The following is a 21,640-nucleotide window of genomic DNA, read 5'->3' on the forward strand; positions in this document are numbered from 1 at the left end:
GATATTTGGAGCGCTGCAAAGTATTTTTAAAAAGGGCCGGAACGATGTTCCGGCCCTTTTTTTATATCCGTGTTCAATGTCACTTTTGACCGTACGCAATATCCATAACCTCAAACAACCTATATTCCTTAGCGAGTTTTAATGTAACCTTCTCTCCCACTTTTTTGTTCGTCAATAATTTAGCGATTGGCGAAACAAAAGAGATTTTTCCTTTGGATATATCCGCTTCATCTACGCCCGTAATCTGATATTTTTCTATTTTATTTGTAGTCCCGATCTTAAGGGTAACAAAGGCACCAAAGCGGACTTCATCTTTAGGTTGGATGTTCAGATGGACCACTTTCGCGCTCAGGATCCTAGTGTTGAGCAATTGCAGTTTAGCGTTGATATGGTTTAAAGCAATACGACGCTCGTTCTCGTTGGCAGTATCCAGTGCTTCCCGTTCCTTGATCAGAAGTGTTTTTTCATCCGTTAGAGCTTCCATTCCCTTAGGAGTGACATAATTGGTTACCCCTGCTGGCAAATCGGCCCTTGGGGGTACCATCGGCACTTCTTCCTGATCATCCTCCTTTACAAATCCTCTACTCATATTCGTTTACTTAGATTAATTTTCAATCCCATTCTCAAGATAAGAATAATATAGAAAAAGAAAGTCACATTGGGTTGGTTTTGCTTATCTTAACACCGAATTGTTAATTCCAATAAACGGATACCGATGAAATATGCGTTCGCCACAGTTGCTGTCTTTTTTATTGCTGTCGCGTGCAATGACCAGCCTCGGGAACTAAGTTCGACCAATCCTATCAATTGGGAAAAAAGAAGGATGACTAGTCCCATTTCTGATACGTTGGATACCGGGCACACCTTTTTATCGATCTACTCCTCCATTTACATGCGCAACGATCAAGAGCAGTCCGACTTGACCGTTACTGTCAGTCTGCACAACCCGAACCGCGACGAAGATGTTTTTATCGATAAAGCGGTTTATTACAACACCCACGGAGAGGCAATCCGTACTTATTTCGACCAAACTATTTTTATAAAGCCTATGGAAACCGTACAGATCGTTATCGACGGTATCGATAAGGAAGGCGGTACAGGTGCCAATTTTATTTTTGATTGGCAAAAAAAACGAAACAGCAACGAGCCTCTTTTCGAAGCCGTAATGATTAATACTTATGGCTCGCAAGGCCTTTCTTTCGTAACCGAGGGGAAACGTATCAAGTAACTTCCGAACTGGCCGAACCATGTATTCTCCGACTACCTCCCTAAAATGCATTTATGGATTTCAGGTTTTTAAATTATAGATTATGATTGCAGCCATAACATTATTCCTCGTTGTTTCTCTTTCTGCCCTGATTACAAAAATAGCGGCGATCGCACTGATTCATACGGGTCTTTCGACCGACATCGCCCGTTTTCAAGCGAGATCGGCCTATACCGGGGCAGGATTCACATCGAACGAATCCGAAAAAATCATGAACCATCCCGTGCGCCGCAAAATCATTTTCACCCTAATGCTGGTAGGTAATGCCGGTATCGTTACGGTGATGTCGTCCCTGATCTTGACCTTTGTATTGCCCGATACCTTGGCCACAAAATTATACGGCCTCCTGATCGTTATCGTGGGCATGAGCCTTATCTGGTGGGCCATTAAAAGTAAGTGGATCGACCGGAGATTATCTAAAATAATCAATAGGATGTTAGTGCGCTATACCGATTTGGAGGTTAAGGATTTTGCCGCCATATTGCATTTGAAGGACGATTTTAAAATCAGTGAAAAACGGATTGCCCCGGATGATTGGATGGCCAACCGGACGCTTTTACAGCTGAACCTACGGGAAGAAGGCATTACCGTGCTAGGTATCGATCGCAATAACTATGAGTATTTCGGATCGCCCTCGGGAGAGTTCGAGATCTTGCCCGATGACGTGGTGACCATTTATGGAAAGGCCGATGGGATAAGAAGTGTTTACAACCGCAAGAAAAACTACAAAGCCGAACATGAGCACAACGAACATGTTAGACAGGAAACAACGCGGCAGCTAGTCCAAGAACAAAGACAAAAAGAAGATAGCATCGAAAAGTAATCGAGTTCGATACGTCGTTGTATTCAGTTAAACGGGGTAAAAAACCTTGGCATCGAACAAGGCTTCTCCCCATCGTTCAGGCTACCTTGCAGATATTCCACAATGTAACACTTGTAACAGTTCCAATCGCTCATTACAATCATTTATGAATTCAAAAATATTCTTCATTTTACGCATACTTCCCGGCATCTATCGACTTACTTTTTATGTGGAACTGGACTCTAAGAAAAAAAAACTTGAAACTTTCTATCCCTTTGTGAAGGTCGCTTTCAAAATAGAGGATGATGCCCACTACCATGTACCCATTGCGCTTTCAGATACTCCACTTACCGTGGTAGTTAACCTAATAGAACCCTAAGCTTATTTACTAAATACCCGGAGTGCTTCTATCGCGTTCGGATTCATTTTTCATATCGTTGATTTCAATTTGTGATGAAACCAAAACTTTCAAATTCCGTTCTGTATTTGATGAGTGTGTCCGCGGGGCTGATCGTAGCGAACCTTTACTACAATCAGCCCTTGTTGCACCAGATATCGGTCACTTTTAAGGTTTCAGAAGCCGCGGTGAGCAATGTTGCACTTTTCACCCAGTTGGGTTATGCTTTAGGGTTGCTGTTCATTATTCCCTTGGGCGATAAGATATCCAACAAAAAGATTTTACAATACGACTTTTCGGTCATCATCGCCTCACTAGTGGCCGCGGCAAGTTCTACCTCGCTATTGTGGCTGACAATCAGCAGTTTTTTTATCGGTTTTTCCTCGGCCATACCCCAGCTTTTCGTTCCTATGGCAGCGCAACTTGCGGATGAAAAAAACCGGGGTCGGGCCATCGGCATCGTCATGAGTGGCCTATTGATCGGTATTTTAGGGAGCCGGGTCGTTAGCGGCCTTGTTGGCGAGCGTTTCGGATGGCAGATGATGTATTACGTAGCGGCGATTTTAATGGTACCCCTGTTTATTTTATTGCAGTTCAAATTACCTAAACTCGTACCGGAATACAAAGGAAGCTATGTAGGCTTGCTCAAATCCATCGGATTTTATTTCAAAACAGAACCCTCGGTGCGCCTTGCGGCGCTTCGTGGCGGACTGGCTTTTGCGGGCCTTAGCGCTTTCTGGACCACGTTGGTCTTTCTCATGGAAGACAACTTCGGCTACGGCAGTGATATCACGGGTGCCTTTGGTCTTTTTGGTGTCGCCGGTGCCTTGGCCGCGGCTTATGTAGGTAAACTAAGCGACAAAATGGATGCCGATAAAATTATATGGTATGCGGCGCTGCTCTTGATCGTTTCGTGGGTAGTTTTCCTTTTTTCTGGAAATTCCATCATCGGATTGATTATCGGGGTAATTCTGGTCGATTTGGGATTGCAGGCTTTACATATCACGAACCAAAATATCATTTTCTCGAAAAATCCCGAGGCCAGAAATCGGGTCAATACTATTTATATGGTAGGATTTTTCATCGGCGGCGCATTGGGCACCTCGTTAGGGGCTTACGCTTGGGATCAGTTTAAGTGGATCGGGGTATCGGTATTGGGGATTTCCCTTTCTGTAATTATAGCCATTGTACATTTGGTTTTTAGAAAACGAACAATTTGAAAAATACAATCCGCATGGCACGATATTGATCCGCAAGACAAAGGTGCCGGGCTTGGTCGGCGAACAGTGCCCGATGTGTGCCGCCGCGCACGTTTGGGTAAATTGGTCACCATCGAAGATTTGAGTTCAGCAAAACAGCTCGACGAATGGCTTGACACGGTGCAGGTGTCCATCCGCTTCAATCCTATTAATGAAATCGTTGCGAATATCGTAGTAAAAGGACCTGCCACGGGTAAACTGCTCGAAGGGATAAAGAAGCTGCAGCTAGAATACCACAATCTCGCTTAATTGACGATTAATATAGGCACGTTTATCCTGTGCCGCACCGCATCCAAAGTAGTCCCAAAAATCAGGTCCTTTACCCCTTTATGGCCGTGGGCACCCATCACCATAAAATCGATGCCTTCGGTCTCTACAATTTTTGCGATTTCCAACGCGGCGTCCCCGAAACCGATTTTATGGTCGGTGGTGTAGCCCAATACGGCCAATCGCCGCTCATACTGTTGCAGACCGGCTACGTCTAGTTGGGTTTCGTAATCCCCGGAATTAGTACCCAAATATCGGGCAGCAGCACTTTCGACAATATGGATAAAAGTGTACCTACAAGACTTCCCACCTTGCGACAATGCGTTTTGTATGACACGTTGGTCGTTTCCGGAGAAGTCGATGGTAATCCCGATATGTTCATAAACAATGCGTGTTCCTTCTGTAAAATTCTCGGCATGGCCATGGGGTAATTGGTGTCTTTCCCTTGGTACGGACTTAAGCATCGGATGGATAAACACATAGACCAGCAGTGCGAAGCAGGCCAGGGCAATAGGAATGACCACGGCGTAGATAAGCACGGTATTTTCTCCCGAGGAGGCCTTTATCCAACCCTCAATTTCGTTGATGACCAAGGTGATGTTCAAATACACAATGACCGCCGCGCTCATCCAGGCCAAAATCCTGACCCAAAGCTTTATGGTGAATTCTTTCATCATCTTCTTATCCGAATTAAAATGGATAAGGGGGATAACGGCAAAACCTAGCTGTAGACTAAGCACTACTTGACTCAAAATAAGCAGACTGCCCAAGGCGTCCTCCCCAAAGTATAGAATAGTGAACAACGCGGGAATAATGGCCAATAGGCGCGTAATCAAACGGCGGAGCCACGGTTGTATACGCAGGTTCAAATGGCCTTCCATAACGATCTGGCCCGCAAGTGTTCCCGTAATGGTAGAACTCTGCCCGGCGGCGACCAAGGCAATTCCGAAAAAGGTCGGGGCCACGCTTCCGAACAAATGTTCGAGCAGTTCGGAGGCATCCTGTATCTCGGCTACGTTGTAATATCCATTAACAAAAAACGCCGCTGCCGCCAATACTAAAATAGCGGTGTTGACGAAAAAGGCCAAGTTCAGCGCGATGACCGTATCTATAAAATTATATTTGATCGCCTTTTTAATGCCCTTGAACGAGCGGTCGATCTTACGGGTCTGCACCAAAGAGGAATGTAGGTACAGATTGTGCGGCATGACGGTGGCCCCGATGATACCGATGGCAATATAGAGCGCATCGCCACTAAGGGCCGAAGGAACCAAGCCCTTGACCACATCTCCGTAAACGGGACCGGTAATGATCATTTCGACTACAAAGGATATGCCGATGATGAACACCAGCCCGATAATAAATCTTTCCATCGTACGCATGCCGCGCCGCAACAGAAAAAGCAACAAAATGGTATCCAAGGCGGTCAGGCAAATGCCCCAGACCAGCGGTAGCCCGAACAGCAGGTTCAAACCGATGGCCATACCCACGATTTCCGCAAGGTCACAGGCCGCGATGGCAATTTCCGCAAGAATGTACAGGGGAATATTGGCCCATTTGGGATAGGCGTTTTTGGAGGCCTGGGCCAAATCCAAGCCCTTTACTATGCCCAACCGTGCGCTTAACGATTGCAGCAACAACGCGATCAGATTCGACATCAAGAGCACCCAGATCAGTTGGTAACCGAATTGAGAACCCCCGGCAATATCGGTCGCCCAGTTGCCCGGGTCCATGTAGCCGACGCTCACCAAATACGCTGGCCCTAAAAAGGCCAAAAACTTGCGCCATCCCTTTTTTTCGGTCTCGACCGAAGAATGTACTTCGCTTAATGATTCTGAAGACATGAATTATAGTTAAATATAGGTTCTACCCGTTTGATAGTTTTTAAGATATGGGGGAATTCAGATAAAGAAGCGAATATGTATAATTAATCTTCTCAATATTTAGGCAAAGCTAATAATTTTTTATAAAAATATAACTTATATTTGTATAATACTTGAAATTTATGTTTAGCCAATCCGAAGAAAATTATTTGAAAGCTATATTCCATTTGCAGCAGGAAATGGATGGTGGCGTATCGACGAGCAGCATTTCAGCGCACCTAAATTCCAAGGCTGCCTCCGTGACCGAAGCGGTAAAGAGATTGGCAGAAAAAAATTTGGTGGATTATCAGAAGTACTACGGCGTGCAATTAACCGAAACTGGAAAGGAACACGCTTTGGCCGTGGTCAGGAAACACCGCTTATGGGAATCATTTCTTGTAGACCGTCTTAATTTTAATTGGGACGAAGTCCATGAAGTAGCAGAACAGCTAGAACATATAAAATCACATAAGTTGGTAGAGGAACTCGATATTTTCTTGGGTCGACCCGCCTATGATCCCCACGGTGATCCGATACCCGATGCGAAGGGAAATATACCCGAGATTCCAAAGAAAAAGTTATCACAATTACAAAAAGGCGACCGCGGCACCTGCAAAGGGTTTAACGACGCTTCATCACCCTTTTTAAAGTATTTGGCCAAATTACAGATCGGCTTGGGCACGTCAGTAGAGGTCATCAACATTGAAAAATTCGATGAGAGCATGACGGTACGCATCGAAGATAACGAAGTTCAACTTTCGAAAACCGCTACGGATAATATTTATGTCGAGCAGTGAAAAAATCAGATAGATTATCCCGAACATACAAATTGACAAAAGGTACAGGCAAAAACGGTGCTAAACCTAGCTACAAAGAACAACTTACTCCAGATTTCGGAAAATATTGTTTCGCTGACCGATAAGGTACAAGAGTTTACTGACGAGGCGCTGCGCTATTAGGTATAAGGAAACCGCCATTAAGGAGTTGAAGGAGCGATATTTTTTATTTCGCGGGTAGACGTGGCCTACACGAACTCCATTTAAAAATCCATAACCTCTTAATCCATTCCTTACCCGACACCCTCATTTACAGTTTCAACCTTGAAAGTTTTAGAGTGAATTTTTCCATCCATACCTTCTCCACTGATAATCAACCATTCCATATTCTTCCGATACTGCTTGATGTTATTTTTCTGTTTCGGGTCCATGACCATTAAATAGATCCACTCATTGTCCAATAATGCTTTTAGGTTTTCGTTGCGGGATAGGATGTCGGCAACCCGGTCTAATGGGGCTTGTATCAGTACCGAAAGCCTTAAAGGCCGGTGGTACATGCCATCATCGCATCGGTTTACCGATTGCAGGGGAAGTCCTATTTTCAAGTCGCCTCCATTGCCTTGCACCACTCCGAATTTACCGGTGATGTTATGGGTAATCTTGGAGCCACCACCGAATTTATCATTGTCGACCGTTGAGAAATAATAGTGGTTGTTGATCCATTGGGTGACGACCATCGGGCCTTGCATAATACCTTCCAGGGCTTTGCCCTCAACATCCATTTCCCAGTTGTAGGAATGTAGGAAGCAATGGCCATCAAGGTTCTCATTTTTGGTGAGTGCCCTAGGGGCCACGATAAAACCCGCATTTTTAGCGAGGCCCCATTCGGGTCGGGTCTCGCTCCAATTATTCGCCTTTCCCTGGGCTAACGTCACACCGTTGTGTCCCTCGCCCAATCGTTCTCGGGTAGCGGTTTGCTGGGCATTTGCCAAATGCAATTTTACTTTTTGCAATCGCTCGCGATGGGAATCGGGGACTTCGGAATCGAACACTTCAATTTCATCGGTGGTCGTATTATGTTCTGCACCGATGAAGACGGTATCCGCAGGAATTCGGAGGTTATATTTATCGGCTAAAACCATCCTGACCTCCTGCAGGTTGGCCAGTTTTGCAAACATCCGGGCGTTGTGCCTTCCGGGAGTCGCGGCGCAGGCGCCACAATCTAGACTGGAGCCGAACGCATTGTTCGCGGAGTGGCTTCCATGGCCTACAAAAAGTACCAAGGGCGCGAATTTTTTCCATCCCGTAAGGTCAAAGGCGGATTTTACGATGGCCACTTTTTCATCCAAAGAAATACCGCTAACCGCATCTTCCTGAACCTTAGCCGCATTGATTTCGGGCTCATGTAAGCTTTCGTATGATGACGTGTTCTTTGCCTTAACGCGGTAAAGGGCGCCCGGCGTGAAAGTCCTGGCCAATAGAGATAGGCCGTAATAAAAACCTGACCCTTCTACAAATCCAAAAGCGGAAGGGAGCATGTTCTTCATCCTTTTAAGAAAATATTGCCCAAATTTCCGGATTTCATTTTTTCGTTCATATACCGAAACATCCTCCTTTTTACCCGATTGTGGACTTTCCGAAACGGTATAGGCCGAGGCCACTATGGGGGGACAGGATTTTCGCACCGTGCCATCATTCGGATTGGCATAATCCATCGCAATACCGAAAAAACCGGCGTAGCCAAAAGTCTCATAATTGCCTTTGGCCTCTACATGTCTTCGTATGGCTTCCGATCGGGTATCGATACAAAAAACCAGCTGCGCATCAGAAAAAGTAGCGCCGTTTGTAGAGAAATCGGACTTTAATGATGCCTTCCCTAACGTCTTGACAAAAGTGTTTTGCCAACTTTTTTCCCAAGCTTGTAGCCAGATATACTGAAGCTTTGCCATATCTCCTTCCCGACGGGCAGCATTTATCTTTGGCACGATTTGCGCATTTATCTTTCGGGCTATCCAAAGACGTACCCCTAGATAATCTTCCAAACTAATGGGGTACTCCCGCTGCCAAAGCGAATCGGCTTCCCTTCGGTAGTTGATGTAACCGGTCCATCCCGGTAAAGCGGCCAAATGGTAGGTACATATCTTTGTATACTCCTGTTCGGGATACTCCGATAACACATTCGACAAAACCTCGGAACTATTTTTCGGAATCTCACTGGACATGTTCACGCCCAATTCGTCATCATACACTGCCAGTGCCCGCCATGCTTTATAGAATCCCTTTTCTTTACCGGGCATCTGCCACTCGGCCAATCCTTCGTCCAAAAATGAGGAAAGCCACTTTACCATAATCCGATCCAGAGCATGGTTTTCATTTTTTTCACCCCGGCCATCCGAAGCATTCATTTTCCGAAGGTAGACCTCCGGGGTTTCGGAATATCCATTTTCCTTGAGCAGCCCTTCCAAAACCTGAACATCGATTTCGCCGTTTGCAAACGCTTCGCGATATACATGGGTTTTAGGGAAGACATGGGCATTCAAATGGGCCTTGGCATATTCCACCGCCTCCGGGAAAGACAGTTTTTCATAACCCGATAACGGATTCGAGGTGACGAACGAATATAAGGGCCATGTTTTGCCGATGACCTTCGATGCTGCATCGATACTTTTTAAAACGTGCTGTGATATCATTAGAATTTTGATTTATAGAAAAGAATGGATTTGTTATGAGGTTGGGATAGATTCAGTAACTTCACATAAAGCCAAGGAACCTTGCGGTAGGTACCCAACTTCATGAGGAAAAAACCAATCAAGAAAACGATACCGAAAACCATCTGTACCGTTGAAAGCGGAAGGGGCACCGCGACCATCGGCATATCGGACATCAGGCTGGTCACACCGTTGTAAATCAAGGCATAGGAAGCGATACCTGCCAAAAACAGCAGGGGCGGCAAAATTATTTTCTGAAGTATCGAGAGGCTATGTTCCTTTACGATATTATAAGTAGCCTGCCCCACGGTAATCGCCACGATCAGGGTCAGAAAGATTCCGCTGTTCAGCTCCGTTCCTTTGCCGGTCATCACCGCGAACAGGATGGCTCCGAGAATCCCGAAAAACAGCACAACGACCGCTTGCAACGGCTTGATTTTAATACGTACCGGTTTTTCGGGCCTTGAATGCGCTATTTCCTCTCCCGAAGCCAAAAATAGATAGGCCTTGTAAAAGCCGTGAAGTATCAAGTGTGCCACAGCCGCATTAAAAAATCCCAGTCCGCATTGCATGATCATAAAACCCATTTGGGCAATGGTCGAACAGGCCAGTTTTTGCTTGACATTGACCTGAAGTAGTTTGGTAAACTGTGCGATAATGGCCGTCGACCCACCGATAACCAATAGCAGGTTCAAGGTATTCGACGCGAACAATACTGTGGAAAACAAGGCCAGCAGAATACCCGCCCCGTTTACAAAGCCGGCGTGCATCAGGGCCGACGCAGGAGTCGGGGCAGTCATCGCCGAAAGCAACCATCGATGGAATGGATAGATGGCCGATTGTACGATGGAAGCGGTTATAATACAAAGCGCGGCAATAAAGACGATTTCGCCGGGTAAATCCTGTATGGAAGCCATTATGACATTTACTTCAAAGGTTTTGCTTCCATAGGCCAGCAGAAGTATTCCAGCACTCAAAAATAAAGTGCCGGCCAGAAAATACCGCTGTGTAAATTTAGATGCCTCACGCGCCTCTCCCCAATCGGAGTCGACACCGATCAAGCGCGACATTAAAAATCCCATGCCCCACCAACTCAGTAATACTAAGGCGACATGATTCGAGGCGACAAACAGCATGACCGATAACGTGAAGCTTAGACAGAGCAGCATAAAGCGCGTGTGATATCTAAACCCGTGTAAATAGCTTTTGGCATAACTGCCGATCAAAGCGCTAAAAAAAGTGACAGTAGTAAATATTAAAATGGTAAAGCCGTTTATCCTAAAAAAACGCCCTTGATACGCTTCCGAGGAGGCTGTAATATAGTATAGTAGATAACTCAGATTGCCGATAAACAAAAACCATAGGCTCCAAACAACTATTTTTGAAAGTATTGGGGCGGTGTAGGTATCGTTTTGATCATTAGATTTTATAAGAGCCGGGTCTTGAAGAGTAGTGTCAAGAATCATTATATAATTATTTAGGCTATTTAAGTTAGGAGTATATTTAAAATAGGTTCGAAAATGCCGGTAATCAACTGCGAAGACCGGCGCATACTAGCTATCCGCATCTTCAATTTTGATGACACCATCGATCTTAAGTTTACGTTTCTCACCTTTGATAGCGGCGAAGAATTCTTTTGCCGTTCGCTTTTCTTCGACCAATTCTTTGATCCGCCCGTCAAGTTCGCTAGTTTCGAAGCCGTGGTTTCCTTCCCAGTGCTGTAGGCGTTGCATTTTATGGAAATTGATTTTTTGGTCTATCAGCGTACTGATGATGAGAGATGCTTCAGAAGGACTGAATTCCCCTTTGATCAACTGAATTATTTGCCCTGTTTTGACCTCTTTTGCTACTTCTTTGGTTTCCATTGCTTTTGCTTTTAGGATTAATTTTTGGGATGGTCTATCCAATCCGTGGACAAAGGTGCGGCAAATCAATCATTTATTTTTATTTATATTTGCTATGTTACATATAAATATTATTTATGGATTACACCTTGCGACAACTTCAGATATTCCTCAAAATAACTCAGAAACAGAGTGTTACCAAAGCTTCCGAAGAGCTTCACTTGACCCAACCTGCCGTATCGATCCAGCTTAAAAATTTTCAGGATCAATTCCCGATTCCACTGACTGAAATCGTTGGTAGAAAGCTGTATGTCACCGATTTTGGGAAGGAAATCGCTGTGGCAGCGGAAAAAATTCTGTCAGAAGTGGATAGCATCAATTACAAGACCTTGGCCTATCAAGGCCAGCTTTCGGGCCGGCTCATCGTATCGGTTGTCTCTACGGCAAAATATGTAATGCCCTATTTTTTATCCGATTTTATGAAAGCCAACACCGGGGTGGAACTTATTATGGATGTGACCAATAAATCAAGAGTCGTCAAAAGCTTGGAACGTAACGAAGTGGATTTTGCACTCGTTTCTGTATTGCCTAAAAAGCTAAAGGTGAACCGGGTAGAACTCATGCCAAATCGGCTTTTCTACGTTGCCAATACGGACTTAAAGTTTAAAACCACCCCGACCAAGAAAAAATTGTTCGAAGGCCTACCGCTGATTTATCGGGAGGAAGGTTCGGCCACTAGAAATGCCATGGAAACCTTTATCTCAAAAAATAAATTCTCGGTACGACAAAAAATCGAGCTGACCTCCAACGAAGCGGTAAAACAGGCGGTCGTTTCGGGACTAGGTTGTTCCATAATGCCTTTGATCGGTATAAAACATGAACTGAAGAACAAGGAGGTACAGATTGTACCCGTTAAAGGGCTACCCATAAATACCACATGGAACCTGATTTGGTTAAAATCCAAAAAGCTATCCCCTGCCGCAACGGCGTATCTCGAGTTTATATCCACTGAAAAAGAAGCGATCATCAAGAAAAAATTCGCTTGGATCGATTCTTTTTGATTTGGATTGCCTGCGATTCTTGTTATCTTTGCACTGTGAAATTGATAGCAGTACTCTTATCACTATTTTTTTTGGCACTCAACTTCATTCCCTGTAATGATGGCGAACTGTTAGGTGATGAATCTGGTATCGAAACTATAAGTGCCATGGTTGCAAACCATGACCATGGGGCATCTGATCTTTGTTCCCCTTTTTGTAATTGCCATTGTTGTCATATCCATACCATTGAATCCAATATACTTTCGTTCAATCCCTTGGTTCTAATGAGCTTTGAGAAAACCTTTGCCCATTTCGATAATTTTGGCAAAGATATTTCGCATTCACTTCTACAGCCTCCCAGGGCCTAATTCAGTTTTTCTATAGGATAGCTATATCCTGTTTTGATATATCCCGATGATGGGAATATCATCATGGCACTTACCCCTTTCTACCCATACGACAGGCACTGGGGCAAAAGTGCAGCTCTTTGTTCAACTGAATTAATATCCCGATCTATGATTAACAAAATCATTGATTTTTCAATCAATAACAAATTTATTATTGGTCTCTTTACGCTTGCCCTAATTGGCACTGGCATATGGAGTATGACACAGGTACCCATCGATGCCGTACCCGATATTACCAATAATCAGGTACAGATCATCACGCAAGCGCCCAATCTGGGAACGGAAGATATGGAGCAATTCGTAACCTATCCGGTCGAGGTTGCGATGAGCAATCTCCCGAATGTCAAGGAAATTCGTTCGGTTTCCCGTTTCGGACTTTCCGTAGTTACGATTGTATTCGATGACAAGGTCGGAACTTATTTGCCCAGACAGCTTGTGGCCGAAAAACTGTCAGAAGTGCAAGAACAGATTCCTATGGGTTTTGGGAAGCCTTCGATAGGTCCCATCTCAACGGGACTGGGCGAGATCTATCAATACACACTGGAGGTCGACGACGAACACCAAAGTGAATATTCCGCCACGGATCTGCGAACGGCGCAGGATTGGATAGTCCGCAGACAGATGGCGATGGTGCCGGGCGTAGTGGAAGTAAATGCCTTCGGTGGAAATAAGAAGCAATACGAAGTAGCCGTTGACCCCGACGAACTTCGTGCCATAGGTATTACGATTTCGGACGTGTTTGCAGCTTTGGAAAACAACAATCAAAATACGGGCGGTGCCTATATCGAACGCAACCATCAAGCCAATTTCATTCGTGGGGAAGGTTTGGCAAGAACCGTTGGGGACATTGAAAATATGGTCGTCAAAACGGTCAACGGGGTACCCATTAAAATAAAGGATGTAGGAGATGTGAGGTTGGGAAGTGCCGTACGCTACGGTGCGTTGACCAAAGACGGTAAGGGAGAGGCCGTTGGCGGGATGATCCTGATGTTAAAAGGAGCAAACTCCAATGAAGTTATAAAGAAGGTTACCCAACGAATGGAACAGATCCAGCAATCCCTCCCGGATGGGGTTAGCATTAAACCTTTTCTCGACCGAAGCGAATTGATTGCGGAAACTACGGGAACGGTTACCGGAAACCTTTTGGAAGGTGGCCTTATCGTAATTTTTGTTCTGGTCTTGCTTTTAGGCAATTGGCGAGGGGGTCTGATCGTGGCCTCTACGATACCCCTTTCGTTATTGTTCGCCTTTATTTTGATGAACGTTTTCGACGTGTGGGCGAACCTGATGAGCCTGGGAGCCATCGATTTCGGCATCATCGTAGATGGCGCGGTCATTATTGTGGAAAGTACCGTTTTTTTGATGTACTCGTATGTCGTAAAAAAGAAAACCGTAAATGGGGAGACCCGTGATGAAATTGCGGCCAAAGCCTCGAAAAAGATGATGAATGCGGCCTTTTTCGGCCAACTAATCATTCTAATTGTATTTCTACCCATCTTGGCACTCGAAGGTGTAGAAGGCAAGATGTTCCAGCCTATGGCGTTGACCTTCATCTTTGCGATGATCGGGGCAATGCTGTTGTGTTTGACCTATGTTCCTATGATTTCGGCCTTGTTCTTACGACCGGCAAAATCGGAAAAACAATCGTATGGAGATCGGTTTGTACATTGGATAGAACGAAATTACGAACCGCTATTGAACCGATCACTGGCCAAGTCAAAAGTGATCATAGGTATTGCCATTGCCCTTTTTGCGATTGCCATTTTCGCTTTTACTAGATTGGGCGGCGAGTTCATCCCACAATTGGACGAAGGCGATATTGCGTTTCATGCCATTATGAAGCCCGGTAGTTCCCTCACCGAAACTATCGAAACCACCACGAAAATCGAACGTATTATCAAGGCGGAATTTCCGGAGGCCAAATCCGTATTAAGCCGTATTGGTGTGGCGGACGTGCCTACTGATCCGATGCCGATGGATATTGCCGATGTTTTTGTCATCCTTAAACCAAACGAAGAGTGGACATCGGCCGGAAGCAAGGATGAATTGGTCAAAAAAATAAAGGAAGCCATTAGTATTCTTCCGGGTGTCAATTTCGAATTTACCCAACCTATCGAAATGCGATTCAACGAACTTCTTACGGGTGTTCGTGAAGATGTTGCCATCAAATTGTTCGGGGAAGACCTTGATGTTCTGGCGAGCAAGGCCGAGGAAATGGGGCAGCTCATAGCGACGGTTCCCGGGGTTGCCGACATGAAGGTAGAGGCTACCGATGGGTTGCCACAAATAACCATTGACTACAACAGGAATAAACTGGCCCAATACGGTCTGAACATCAACCAACTCAATAGTGTGGTACAGGCTGCTTTTGCGGGTGGAAAAGCAGGTGTGATTTTCGAGGGTGAAAAGCGGTTTGATCTGGTTGTGCGACTGCAAAAGGAAAATCGGAACAGTATCGAGGATATTCAAAACCTGTTCATCAATCTGCCCAACGGTTCGCAGATACCGTTACGGGAAATTGCGGACGTAAGTTTCGAACCCGGCCCGATGCAGATAAGTCGGGACAATACCAATCGACGGACGTATGTGGGTATCAATGTGCGCGATCGCGACGTGAAATCGGTCGTAGAAGAAATTCAGGCAAAATTGGAAGCGCAATTTGACTTGCCCACAGGCTATTATATCCGGTACGGAGGTGCTTTCGAAAATTTGGAACGTGCCAGTAACCGATTGCAAACGGTAGTTCCCATAGCCTTAGTACTTATTTTCATCCTGATTTATTTCGCATTAAAATCCGTTCCACAGACCTTGATGATCTATCTAGCCATTCCGATGGCCACTATAGGCGGTGTGTTTGCCCTATGGGCTAGGGATATGCCTTTTAGCATTTCAGCAGGCGTTGGGTTTATTGTGCTCTTCGGGGTAGCGGTCCTCAACGGATTGGTGATGATAAGTGGCCTGAACGAACTGAAGGAGGAAGGCGTGACCGACCTAAAAGAAAGGATTATAGAAGGTACAAAACGTAGGATACGCCCCATAATGCTCACGGCCTTGACCGATATTTTAGGTTTTCTTCCCATGGCCATTTCAGCATCGGCGGGGGCCGAAGTACAGCGACCATTGGCAACCGTTGTTATCGGTGGTCTAATCACTTCTACGCTCTTGACACTTTTTATCCTTCCCATTTTTTATCAATGGGTCGAGAAGCGTTCCGAACGCAAGACAAAACCCGATCCGAAATTTGTAACTGCCACAGCGGTAGTCTGTCTTATGTTTACATGCGGTCTCACACAAGCTCAAGAGTTTCGACCGAACGGTTCCCTACCCGTTATTTCACTGGAGAAGGCAGTAGAGATTTCAAAGGAAAACTATCCGCTATTGCAAACGAAAAAATTGGAGATTCAGAGACAAAACACGCTGAAGGGCACCGCTTACGACTTTGGCAAAACCCAAGTTTTCACAGGCGGCGAGGAAATCTCGGTTGATGGGGGTGTCTACACTTTGGTTGGTGTAGGTCAACAGAACATCAATCTATTCGGTATAGGCGCAAAAAAGCGTTTGCAAAAACAACGCGTAGCCTTGGCCGAGACTTCCTTTGACCTATCGGCACTTCAAGTGGAACAGGAAGTGAAAACGGCTTGGTCGCTAGCCTACCGGGAAAGACAAAAGTTTGAACTGTACCGCGAACTGGATTCCATCTATTCCCAATTCGCAAGGGCCATCCAACTTAACTTTGAGGTAGAAGCCATTTCACGCTTGGAATATGCGTCAGCCACAAATCAGGCCTTACAGATCAGCAACAAAATGCATCAGGCCGAAAGCGATTATGCCATTGCCCTGCAAAAACTCAACCTTTGGTTGGTTTCTGCAACCTATTATTCCATTCCCGATAGGCTCGACGAAAGCGAGCTCGCCGTATCGACACTGTTTACGGAAATAAGCACGCACCCCGAACTCGAACTTTCACAAAACCGTGTGGCCGAGGCCGAAGCCATGTATGTTGCTGCCCGTTCCGATCTGCTGCCCAATTTCAATGCACAAGGAGGCCTCCAAAAAGTAAACGGCAACAGCGGATTTTACAGCTATCAGGCAAGTATTTCCCTTCCCTTGTTTTCAGGTTTGGAACGCAGCCGTGCCAAGGCAGCGAAAATCGATGGCGAAATCGCAAAGGCGAATGCGGATTTTACCCAACGTCAACTGCAATCCGAATATCGGCAGGCCGCAATAGCCTATCAAAAATGGGAAGCCTCTTGGCATTTTTATAGGGACAAGGCTCTGCCGCTTGCCGAAGAACAGCGCAAGGGCGCATTGCTTGCCTATAAGGAAGGAGCGGTGGACTATGCAGCGTTCACTCAAATCATACGGGATGCCGTACAGACCGAAATTGATGCGCTTGACGCTCTCGATAAGTATCTAAAATCAGTTTTCGAATTACACTACTTCAAACAATAACAAATGAAAAAGCTATCTAAATACAAAGCTGTCGCGTTATTACCAATGCTTTTAGGTCTAACGGCCTGCGGCGATTCCAAATCCCATACCGCTGAAAGCAAGGCTCAGAATTCCCAAATGGAAATGGAGGCTTCGCATACAGCAACAAGAGCTGAGGAAGTCATGCTAACGGCAAATCAGTTCGACGCGCTACAGATCAAAATCGACACCGTGCCCATGCGAAATATGAGCGGCTATGTGGAAGCGAACGGGCAACTGGAAGTCCCGCCACAGAACGAGGCCACCATCACTACGGTCGTAGGTGCGAACGTGGTTTCCATTGAGGTGATAGAGGGCGACAAGGTCGAAAAAGGTCAAACGGTGGCATATTTGTCGCATCCCAATATCATTCAAAAACAGACCGATTACCTCAACGCCTACAGTAATAGCGAATTTCTTAAAAAGGAATTTGACCGACAAAAAACCTTGTATGATGCCGGGGTGGGCAGCGGAGCCAATTTTCAAAAGGCCGAAGCGGAATATCAGGCATCCCGAAGTAGGGCAAAAGGACTGGAAGCGCAACTGCAACAGTTGAACATTGGCGCATCAGGTGTTAGAAACGGTACTATTTATCAGCGTGTGGCCTTACGAAGCCCCATAGAAGGCTTCGTTCAAAAGGTGGAAGTAAGAACCGGGCAGTATGTAGAACCGCAGACCGATCTCTTTGAAATCGTGGACACCCATCACGTTCATGCCGACTTGATGGTCTTTGAAAAGGATGCGTACAAAGTTAAAGAAGGGCAGACGGTTAGCTTCAATGTCCAGTCCCTTTCAGGAAACGAACTGACCGCCAAAATCTATTCGGTAGGAAAAACGTTTGAGCAAAACCCCAAAGCATTGCACGTACATGCAGAAATTGAGAACAAGCAAGGCAACCTGATACCGGGGATGTACATTCAGGGAAGGATTCAAACCGACAATTCCCTGACAAAGGCAATACCCGAGAGCGCCATAGCCTCAGATGGCACTAAGTCATTTATCTTTACCGCAGAAAAAGAAGGTAACGATTGGAGTTTTACCCCGGTAGAAATCAAAAAAAATATAACCGATGGGGAATGGATCACCATTGACTTTCTTACCGATCAAGCGCCAAATACACAGTACGCCTTCAACAATGCCTACTACCTGATGGCGGAAATGAAAAAAGGCGATGCGGAACATCCCCATTGATGCAGCTAAAAAGACCATTATGAAAAAGAAAAAACTAAACTTAAGGGATATCGACATCCAAAAACATTCTGGCCAACATAACCACGATGACGGCCACAACCCTACCGATCTGAATAGCCCTTCTAAGTTTAAAATGTATCTGCCGGCTATTTTTAGTTTTGTAATGCTAATTACGGGTATCGCAATCGACTATTTCGAGGTCGTTCCCTTTTTTAAGGGTTGGGTCAAAATCGTTTGGTATATAGTCGCCTATATACCCGTAGGGTTTCCGGTAATGAAGGAAGGCTGGAACAGTATAAAAAACGGTGATTTCTTCACTGAATTTTTGTTGATGTCCATCGCAACCCTGGGTGCCTTTGCCATAGGAGAATATCCCGAGGGCGTTGCCGTAATGGTATTCTACGCCATTGGCGAATTATTTCAGGGTGCCGCCGTCAAGCGCGCCAAAAGCAACATCAAGGCGTTACTCGATGTACGGCCCAATGAAGCCCTAGTATATCGCGATGGCGAGTATGTTTCCGTTGACCCGGAAACGGTTGAAATCGGTGAAAAGATTCAGGTGCGCGTAGGCGAAAAAGTACCATTAGACGGTATTCTACTTTCAGCAAAAGGGTCGTTCAACACCGCCGCATTAACCGGTGAAAGTAAGCCGGATACCCTTGTAAAAGGCGAATCCGCTTTTGCCGGAAGCATCAACCTGGAGAGTGTAATTGAAATTGAAACCACGAAGGAATTCAAGGACAGTTCCATCGCCCGTATTCTCGATCTGGTTCAAAATGCCACGGCGCGAAAATCAAAAACGGAATTGTTTATCCGGAAGTTTGCCAGAATATATACGCCTATTGTGGTTTTCTTGGCCATAGGCCTTACGCTACTCCCCTACTTTTTTGTCGAAGATTATGTATTTAGCGACTGGCTGTACCGCGCCCTTATTTTTTTGGTCATCTCATGTCCGTGTGCCCTGGTCATTTCCATTCCATTGGGCTATTTCGGGGGGTTGGGGGCCGCATCCCGCAATGGAATCTTATTCAAGGGCGCATCCTTTCTCGATAGTATGACCAAGGTAAACACCGTGGTAATGGACAAGACGGGAACCGTTACAAAAGGGGTTTTCAAAATCAAGGAAGTCAATGCGAAATCCCACGAGGAAAAGGAATTTATGAAATACCTAATGGCGATGGAACAACAATCTACCCACCCCATTGCCAAGGCTATACTAGAGTACAAAGTCGATGGGGGAAATTTTGAAGCCACCGGAGTTTCCGAAGTGGCGGGAAAAGGATTGAAGGGCAGCGTGAACGGTAAGACAGTTCTGGTGGGAAACAAAGAATTAATGACCAGTAATGGCATAGAAGTACCTTCGGAAACAGACACCATCATTGAATCGATAGTTATGGTAGGTATCGATGCCGAGTTTGCTGGTTATGTAACCATTGCGGATGAACTGAAGGATGATGCCCACCAAGCCATCAAAGCTATTCGAGAATCTGGTATTTCTAAAATAATAATGCTTTCTGGCGATAAAGATTCCATTACGCAGCAAGTGGCCAAAGAACTGGGAATCGATTGGGCAAAAGGCGGACAGTTGCCCGAAGACAAGCTCAAAGAGGTGGAACAACTCAAAAAACAGCCCAATACCAAAGTAGCCTTTATCGGCGATGGAATCAACGATGCGCCTGTTTTGGCGACTAGTGATGTCGGTATCGCGATGGGCGGCCTAGGCAGCGATGTGGCTATTGAGACGGCAGATGTCATTATTCAAACCGACCAACCGAGCAAAATTGCAAGAGCTATTAAAATTGGACGTTCTACAAGGCGGATCGTTTGGCAGAATATTGCGTTGGCATTTGGTGTGAAGATTGTAGTTTTGATTTTGGGTGCCGCTGGTATGGCTTCCATGTGGGAAGCGGTGTTTGCCGATGTAGGGGTAGCTTTGTTGGCTATTTTAAATGCGGTTCGGTTGCAAAAGATGAAGTGGAGTCAGTAATTTTCTAAGGTTACAGGGCCATGAAAAGGCAGTCTTTGAAATTAGTTCAAAATGTCTTGTTGTTGATAAAAACAATTTACTTCGTATGGAAAGAACGGGCCGAGACCGGAAAAGTAAATGTTAGAATTCTTTATTTCGAGTATCCTAATCCATATCCCTTTTTTAAATTTGGCCATGGTAATCAAATATAAATAAACTGGAGAATAGCAAAATGTAATTACGGGTATAAGAACGTTATTTGTAACGCCCGAGATAATCGAGAATGTTCAAAAAAAACCTCGTTTTCCCAAACTAGTCCATTACCCTTTTTTTAAGCCTTGAACCATTACAAAGGCCGAAGGTTTCTCTATCCTTTCCCTATATAGACAATCATCGGAATTTTAAAATTGTAATCGCATAAATGCAGCATTTTAAGTTCGTTTCGAGCATTTTTGTTTACTATTTTTACAACTGAAGTAAATAGGGCGTATCAAACAGTGGTTTACTCCATATTCCTATTGTCCGTTGATGAAAAACCAAATAGAAACGTATACCAAGATTACGCCAACGGCGGATATAAAAATTGAGCCGTTCGATGTCAACAAACGCTACACTAGACCCCATCGGCATACTAAGTATCTAGAGCTGGTCTATTTCAGAAAAGGTTCGGGATTCCATTATATGGACCAGCAGAGCTATGCAATAGAACCGCCCATAATTTTTTTGATCAAGAAGGACGAAGTGCATCATTGGAAAATCGATACCGTCCCGGAAGGATTCGTCATACTCATCAAACAGGATTTTCTGGACTCGACCTTAGATAAAAACATTAACCTACAGCTCCAGCAACTCAGTTTCCAACAGAAGATCGAGATACAGACCGACGTTACGATCGACAGCCTATTTGAAATTCTATGCAACGAAATGGAGGGAAAGCGGGCAGGGCTAAATGAAGTGGTCGAAGGTGCGTTAAAGGCCCTGTTAGCTAAAATCATAGGCTATGCCAATATGGAGGGCACATCCAATATGGGGGACACCCTATCCCGGTTCGACGGGCTCTTGGGCAAAGAACTCAAGAACAAGGTATCCCATTACGCCGCGCTGCTCAACACCACCGCACAGAACCTGAACTCACTTTGCAAGGGGAGGTACTCCAAAACGGCTTCACAGGTCATTGCCGTACAGATGGTCAAGGAAGCCAAACGCCTATTACGCTTTACTGACCTTTCCGTTACCGAAATCGCCTATAAATTTGCTTTTAAGGATGTCTCCCATTTTGTAAAATATTATAAACGGTATGAGGGAGAGACTCCCATGCAGTTCAAAAAGAGGCAATGATACCTTAACTTTTTCAAATACACCATAATCCGGTTTTCCTTAAGCG

General features: G+C 45.2%; 17 protein-coding genes. 12 read left to right on the plus strand and 5 right to left on the minus strand.

Going from position 1 to position 21,640, the window contains the following annotated elements:
- Window positions 1–79: 79 nt before the first annotated feature.
- On the minus strand, window positions 80–589 hold the full coding sequence (locus BLT07_RS11150) for a GreA/GreB family elongation factor (RefSeq protein ID WP_091868668.1): 510 nt from the start codon (window positions 587–589) through the stop codon (window positions 80–82).
- A 126-nt stretch (window positions 590–715) separates the two neighbouring features.
- On the opposite strand from BLT07_RS11150, the gene BLT07_RS11155 reads away from it, so the two are divergent.
- The 5 genes from BLT07_RS11155 (at window position 716) to BLT07_RS11175 (ending at window position 3,974) form a co-directional block, all read left to right on the plus strand.
- Entirely contained in the window at window positions 716–1,228 is a 513-nt protein-coding gene (locus BLT07_RS11155; RefSeq protein ID WP_091868669.1) for a DUF3124 domain-containing protein, read from the plus strand.
- A gap of 82 nt (window positions 1,229–1,310) precedes the next feature.
- Window positions 1,311–2,090: a TrkA C-terminal domain-containing protein gene (locus BLT07_RS11160; protein ID WP_091868671.1), complete on the plus strand. Its 780-nt coding sequence runs from the start codon at window positions 1,311–1,313 to the stop codon at window positions 2,088–2,090.
- 145 nt (window positions 2,091–2,235) lie between these two features.
- Window positions 2,236–2,448: a hydroxyisourate hydrolase gene (locus BLT07_RS11165; RefSeq protein ID WP_091868674.1), complete on the plus strand. Its 213-nt coding sequence runs from the start codon at window positions 2,236–2,238 to the stop codon at window positions 2,446–2,448.
- A gap of 74 nt (window positions 2,449–2,522) precedes the next feature.
- Window positions 2,523–3,686 carry an MFS transporter gene (locus BLT07_RS11170; RefSeq protein WP_091868676.1) on the plus strand — a complete coding sequence of 388 codons (1,164 nt, stop codon included), beginning with the start codon at window positions 2,523–2,525 and terminating at the stop codon, window positions 3,684–3,686.
- A gap of 75 nt (window positions 3,687–3,761) precedes the next feature.
- A complete protein-coding gene (locus BLT07_RS11175) occupies window positions 3,762–3,974 on the plus strand; it encodes a hypothetical protein (protein ID WP_139205136.1) in 213 nt (70 codons plus the stop codon).
- On the opposite strand, the gene BLT07_RS11180 is transcribed toward BLT07_RS11175, so the two are convergent.
- Window positions 3,971–5,836 (minus strand): Nramp family divalent metal transporter, encoded by a 1,866-nt coding sequence (locus tag BLT07_RS11180; protein WP_091868680.1) that lies wholly within the window; start codon window positions 5,834–5,836, stop codon window positions 3,971–3,973. The two genes, BLT07_RS11175 and BLT07_RS11180, sit on opposite strands and share 4 nt — an antisense overlap.
- 161 nt (window positions 5,837–5,997) lie before the next feature.
- Here BLT07_RS11180 and BLT07_RS11185 point away from each other — a divergent pair, with 161 nt between their 5' ends.
- On the plus strand, window positions 5,998–6,651 hold the full coding sequence (locus tag BLT07_RS11185) for a metal-dependent transcriptional regulator (RefSeq protein WP_091868683.1): 654 nt from the start codon (window positions 5,998–6,000) through the stop codon (window positions 6,649–6,651).
- 272 nt (window positions 6,652–6,923) lie between these two features.
- Here the strand turns inward: BLT07_RS11185 and BLT07_RS11190 are convergent, their stop codons facing one another.
- The 3 genes from BLT07_RS11190 to BLT07_RS11200 form a co-directional block, all read right to left on the minus strand.
- Window positions 6,924–9,320 carry a DUF2309 domain-containing protein gene (locus tag BLT07_RS11190; protein ID WP_091868685.1) on the minus strand — a complete coding sequence of 799 codons (2,397 nt, stop codon included), beginning with the start codon at window positions 9,318–9,320 and terminating at the stop codon, window positions 6,924–6,926.
- Window positions 9,320–10,804, minus strand: coding sequence for a proton-conducting transporter transmembrane domain-containing protein (locus BLT07_RS11195; protein WP_091868687.1), 1,485 nt, complete (start codon window positions 10,802–10,804; stop codon window positions 9,320–9,322). Before BLT07_RS11195 ends, BLT07_RS11190 begins: the two co-directional genes overlap by 1 nt.
- Window positions 10,805–10,891: 87 nt before the next feature.
- Window positions 10,892–11,203: a hypothetical protein gene (locus tag BLT07_RS11200; RefSeq protein WP_091868689.1), complete on the minus strand. Its 312-nt coding sequence runs from the start codon at window positions 11,201–11,203 to the stop codon at window positions 10,892–10,894.
- 116 nt (window positions 11,204–11,319) lie between these two features.
- Here BLT07_RS11200 and BLT07_RS11205 point away from each other — a divergent pair, with 116 nt between their 5' ends.
- The 6 genes from BLT07_RS11205 (at window position 11,320) to BLT07_RS11230 (ending at window position 21,594) form a co-directional block, all read left to right on the plus strand.
- Window positions 11,320–12,243, plus strand: coding sequence for a LysR family transcriptional regulator (locus BLT07_RS11205; RefSeq protein ID WP_091868691.1), 924 nt, complete (start codon window positions 11,320–11,322; stop codon window positions 12,241–12,243).
- Between the two features lie 35 nt (window positions 12,244–12,278).
- On the plus strand, window positions 12,279–12,590 hold the full coding sequence (locus BLT07_RS21725) for a DUF6660 family protein (protein ID WP_394331313.1): 312 nt from the start codon (window positions 12,279–12,281) through the stop codon (window positions 12,588–12,590).
- A gap of 147 nt (window positions 12,591–12,737) precedes the next feature.
- Window positions 12,738–17,081, plus strand: a complete 4,344-nt coding sequence (locus BLT07_RS11215) for a CusA/CzcA family heavy metal efflux RND transporter (RefSeq protein WP_091868695.1) — start codon at window positions 12,738–12,740, stop codon at window positions 17,079–17,081.
- Between the two features lie 3 nt (window positions 17,082–17,084).
- On the plus strand, window positions 17,085–18,290 hold the full coding sequence (locus BLT07_RS11220; RefSeq protein ID WP_091868697.1) for an efflux RND transporter periplasmic adaptor subunit: 1,206 nt from the start codon (window positions 17,085–17,087) through the stop codon (window positions 18,288–18,290).
- A 19-nt stretch (window positions 18,291–18,309) separates the two neighbouring features.
- Window positions 18,310–20,277 (plus strand): heavy metal translocating P-type ATPase, encoded by a 1,968-nt coding sequence (locus tag BLT07_RS11225; protein WP_091869003.1) that lies wholly within the window; start codon window positions 18,310–18,312, stop codon window positions 20,275–20,277.
- 507 nt (window positions 20,278–20,784) lie between these two features.
- Entirely contained in the window at window positions 20,785–21,594 is an 810-nt protein-coding gene (locus BLT07_RS11230) for an AraC family transcriptional regulator (protein WP_091868699.1), read from the plus strand.
- The last annotated feature ends 46 nt before the right edge of the window (window positions 21,595–21,640 follow it).

Origin of the sequence: Pricia antarctica (assembly GCF_900101815.1) — a bacterium.
Taxonomy (GTDB): Bacteria; Bacteroidota; Bacteroidia; order Flavobacteriales; family Flavobacteriaceae; genus Pricia; species Pricia antarctica.

What these genes read in the sequence shown, in the direction of transcription:
- BLT07_RS11150 (WP_091868668.1), bottom strand. Translation starts at nt 589, where the DNA reads ATGAGTAGAGGATTTGTAAAGGAGGATGATCAGGAAGAAGTGCCGATG.
- BLT07_RS11155 (WP_091868669.1), top strand. Translation starts at nt 716, where the DNA reads ATGAAATATGCGTTCGCCACAGTTGCTGTCTTTTTTATTGCTGTCGCG.
- BLT07_RS11160 (WP_091868671.1), top strand. Translation starts at nt 1,311, where the DNA reads ATGATTGCAGCCATAACATTATTCCTCGTTGTTTCTCTTTCTGCCCTG.
- BLT07_RS11165 (WP_091868674.1), top strand. Translation starts at nt 2,236, where the DNA reads ATGAATTCAAAAATATTCTTCATTTTACGCATACTTCCCGGCATCTAT.
- BLT07_RS11170 (WP_091868676.1), top strand. Translation starts at nt 2,523, where the DNA reads ATGAAACCAAAACTTTCAAATTCCGTTCTGTATTTGATGAGTGTGTCC.
- BLT07_RS11180 (WP_091868680.1), bottom strand. Translation starts at nt 5,836, where the DNA reads ATGTCTTCAGAATCATTAAGCGAAGTACATTCTTCGGTCGAGACCGAA.
- BLT07_RS11185 (WP_091868683.1), top strand. Translation starts at nt 5,998, where the DNA reads ATGTTTAGCCAATCCGAAGAAAATTATTTGAAAGCTATATTCCATTTG.
- BLT07_RS11190 (WP_091868685.1), bottom strand. Translation starts at nt 9,320, where the DNA reads ATGATATCACAGCACGTTTTAAAAAGTATCGATGCAGCATCGAAGGTC.
- BLT07_RS11195 (WP_091868687.1), bottom strand. Translation starts at nt 10,804, where the DNA reads ATGATTCTTGACACTACTCTTCAAGACCCGGCTCTTATAAAATCTAAT.
- BLT07_RS11200 (WP_091868689.1), bottom strand. Translation starts at nt 11,203, where the DNA reads ATGGAAACCAAAGAAGTAGCAAAAGAGGTCAAAACAGGGCAAATAATT.
- BLT07_RS11205 (WP_091868691.1), top strand. Translation starts at nt 11,320, where the DNA reads ATGGATTACACCTTGCGACAACTTCAGATATTCCTCAAAATAACTCAG.
- BLT07_RS11215 (WP_091868695.1), top strand. Translation starts at nt 12,738, where the DNA reads ATGATTAACAAAATCATTGATTTTTCAATCAATAACAAATTTATTATT.
- BLT07_RS11220 (WP_091868697.1), top strand. Translation starts at nt 17,085, where the DNA reads ATGAAAAAGCTATCTAAATACAAAGCTGTCGCGTTATTACCAATGCTT.
- BLT07_RS11225 (WP_091869003.1), top strand. Translation starts at nt 18,310, where the DNA reads ATGAAAAAGAAAAAACTAAACTTAAGGGATATCGACATCCAAAAACAT.
- BLT07_RS11230 (WP_091868699.1), top strand. Translation starts at nt 20,785, where the DNA reads ATGAAAAACCAAATAGAAACGTATACCAAGATTACGCCAACGGCGGAT.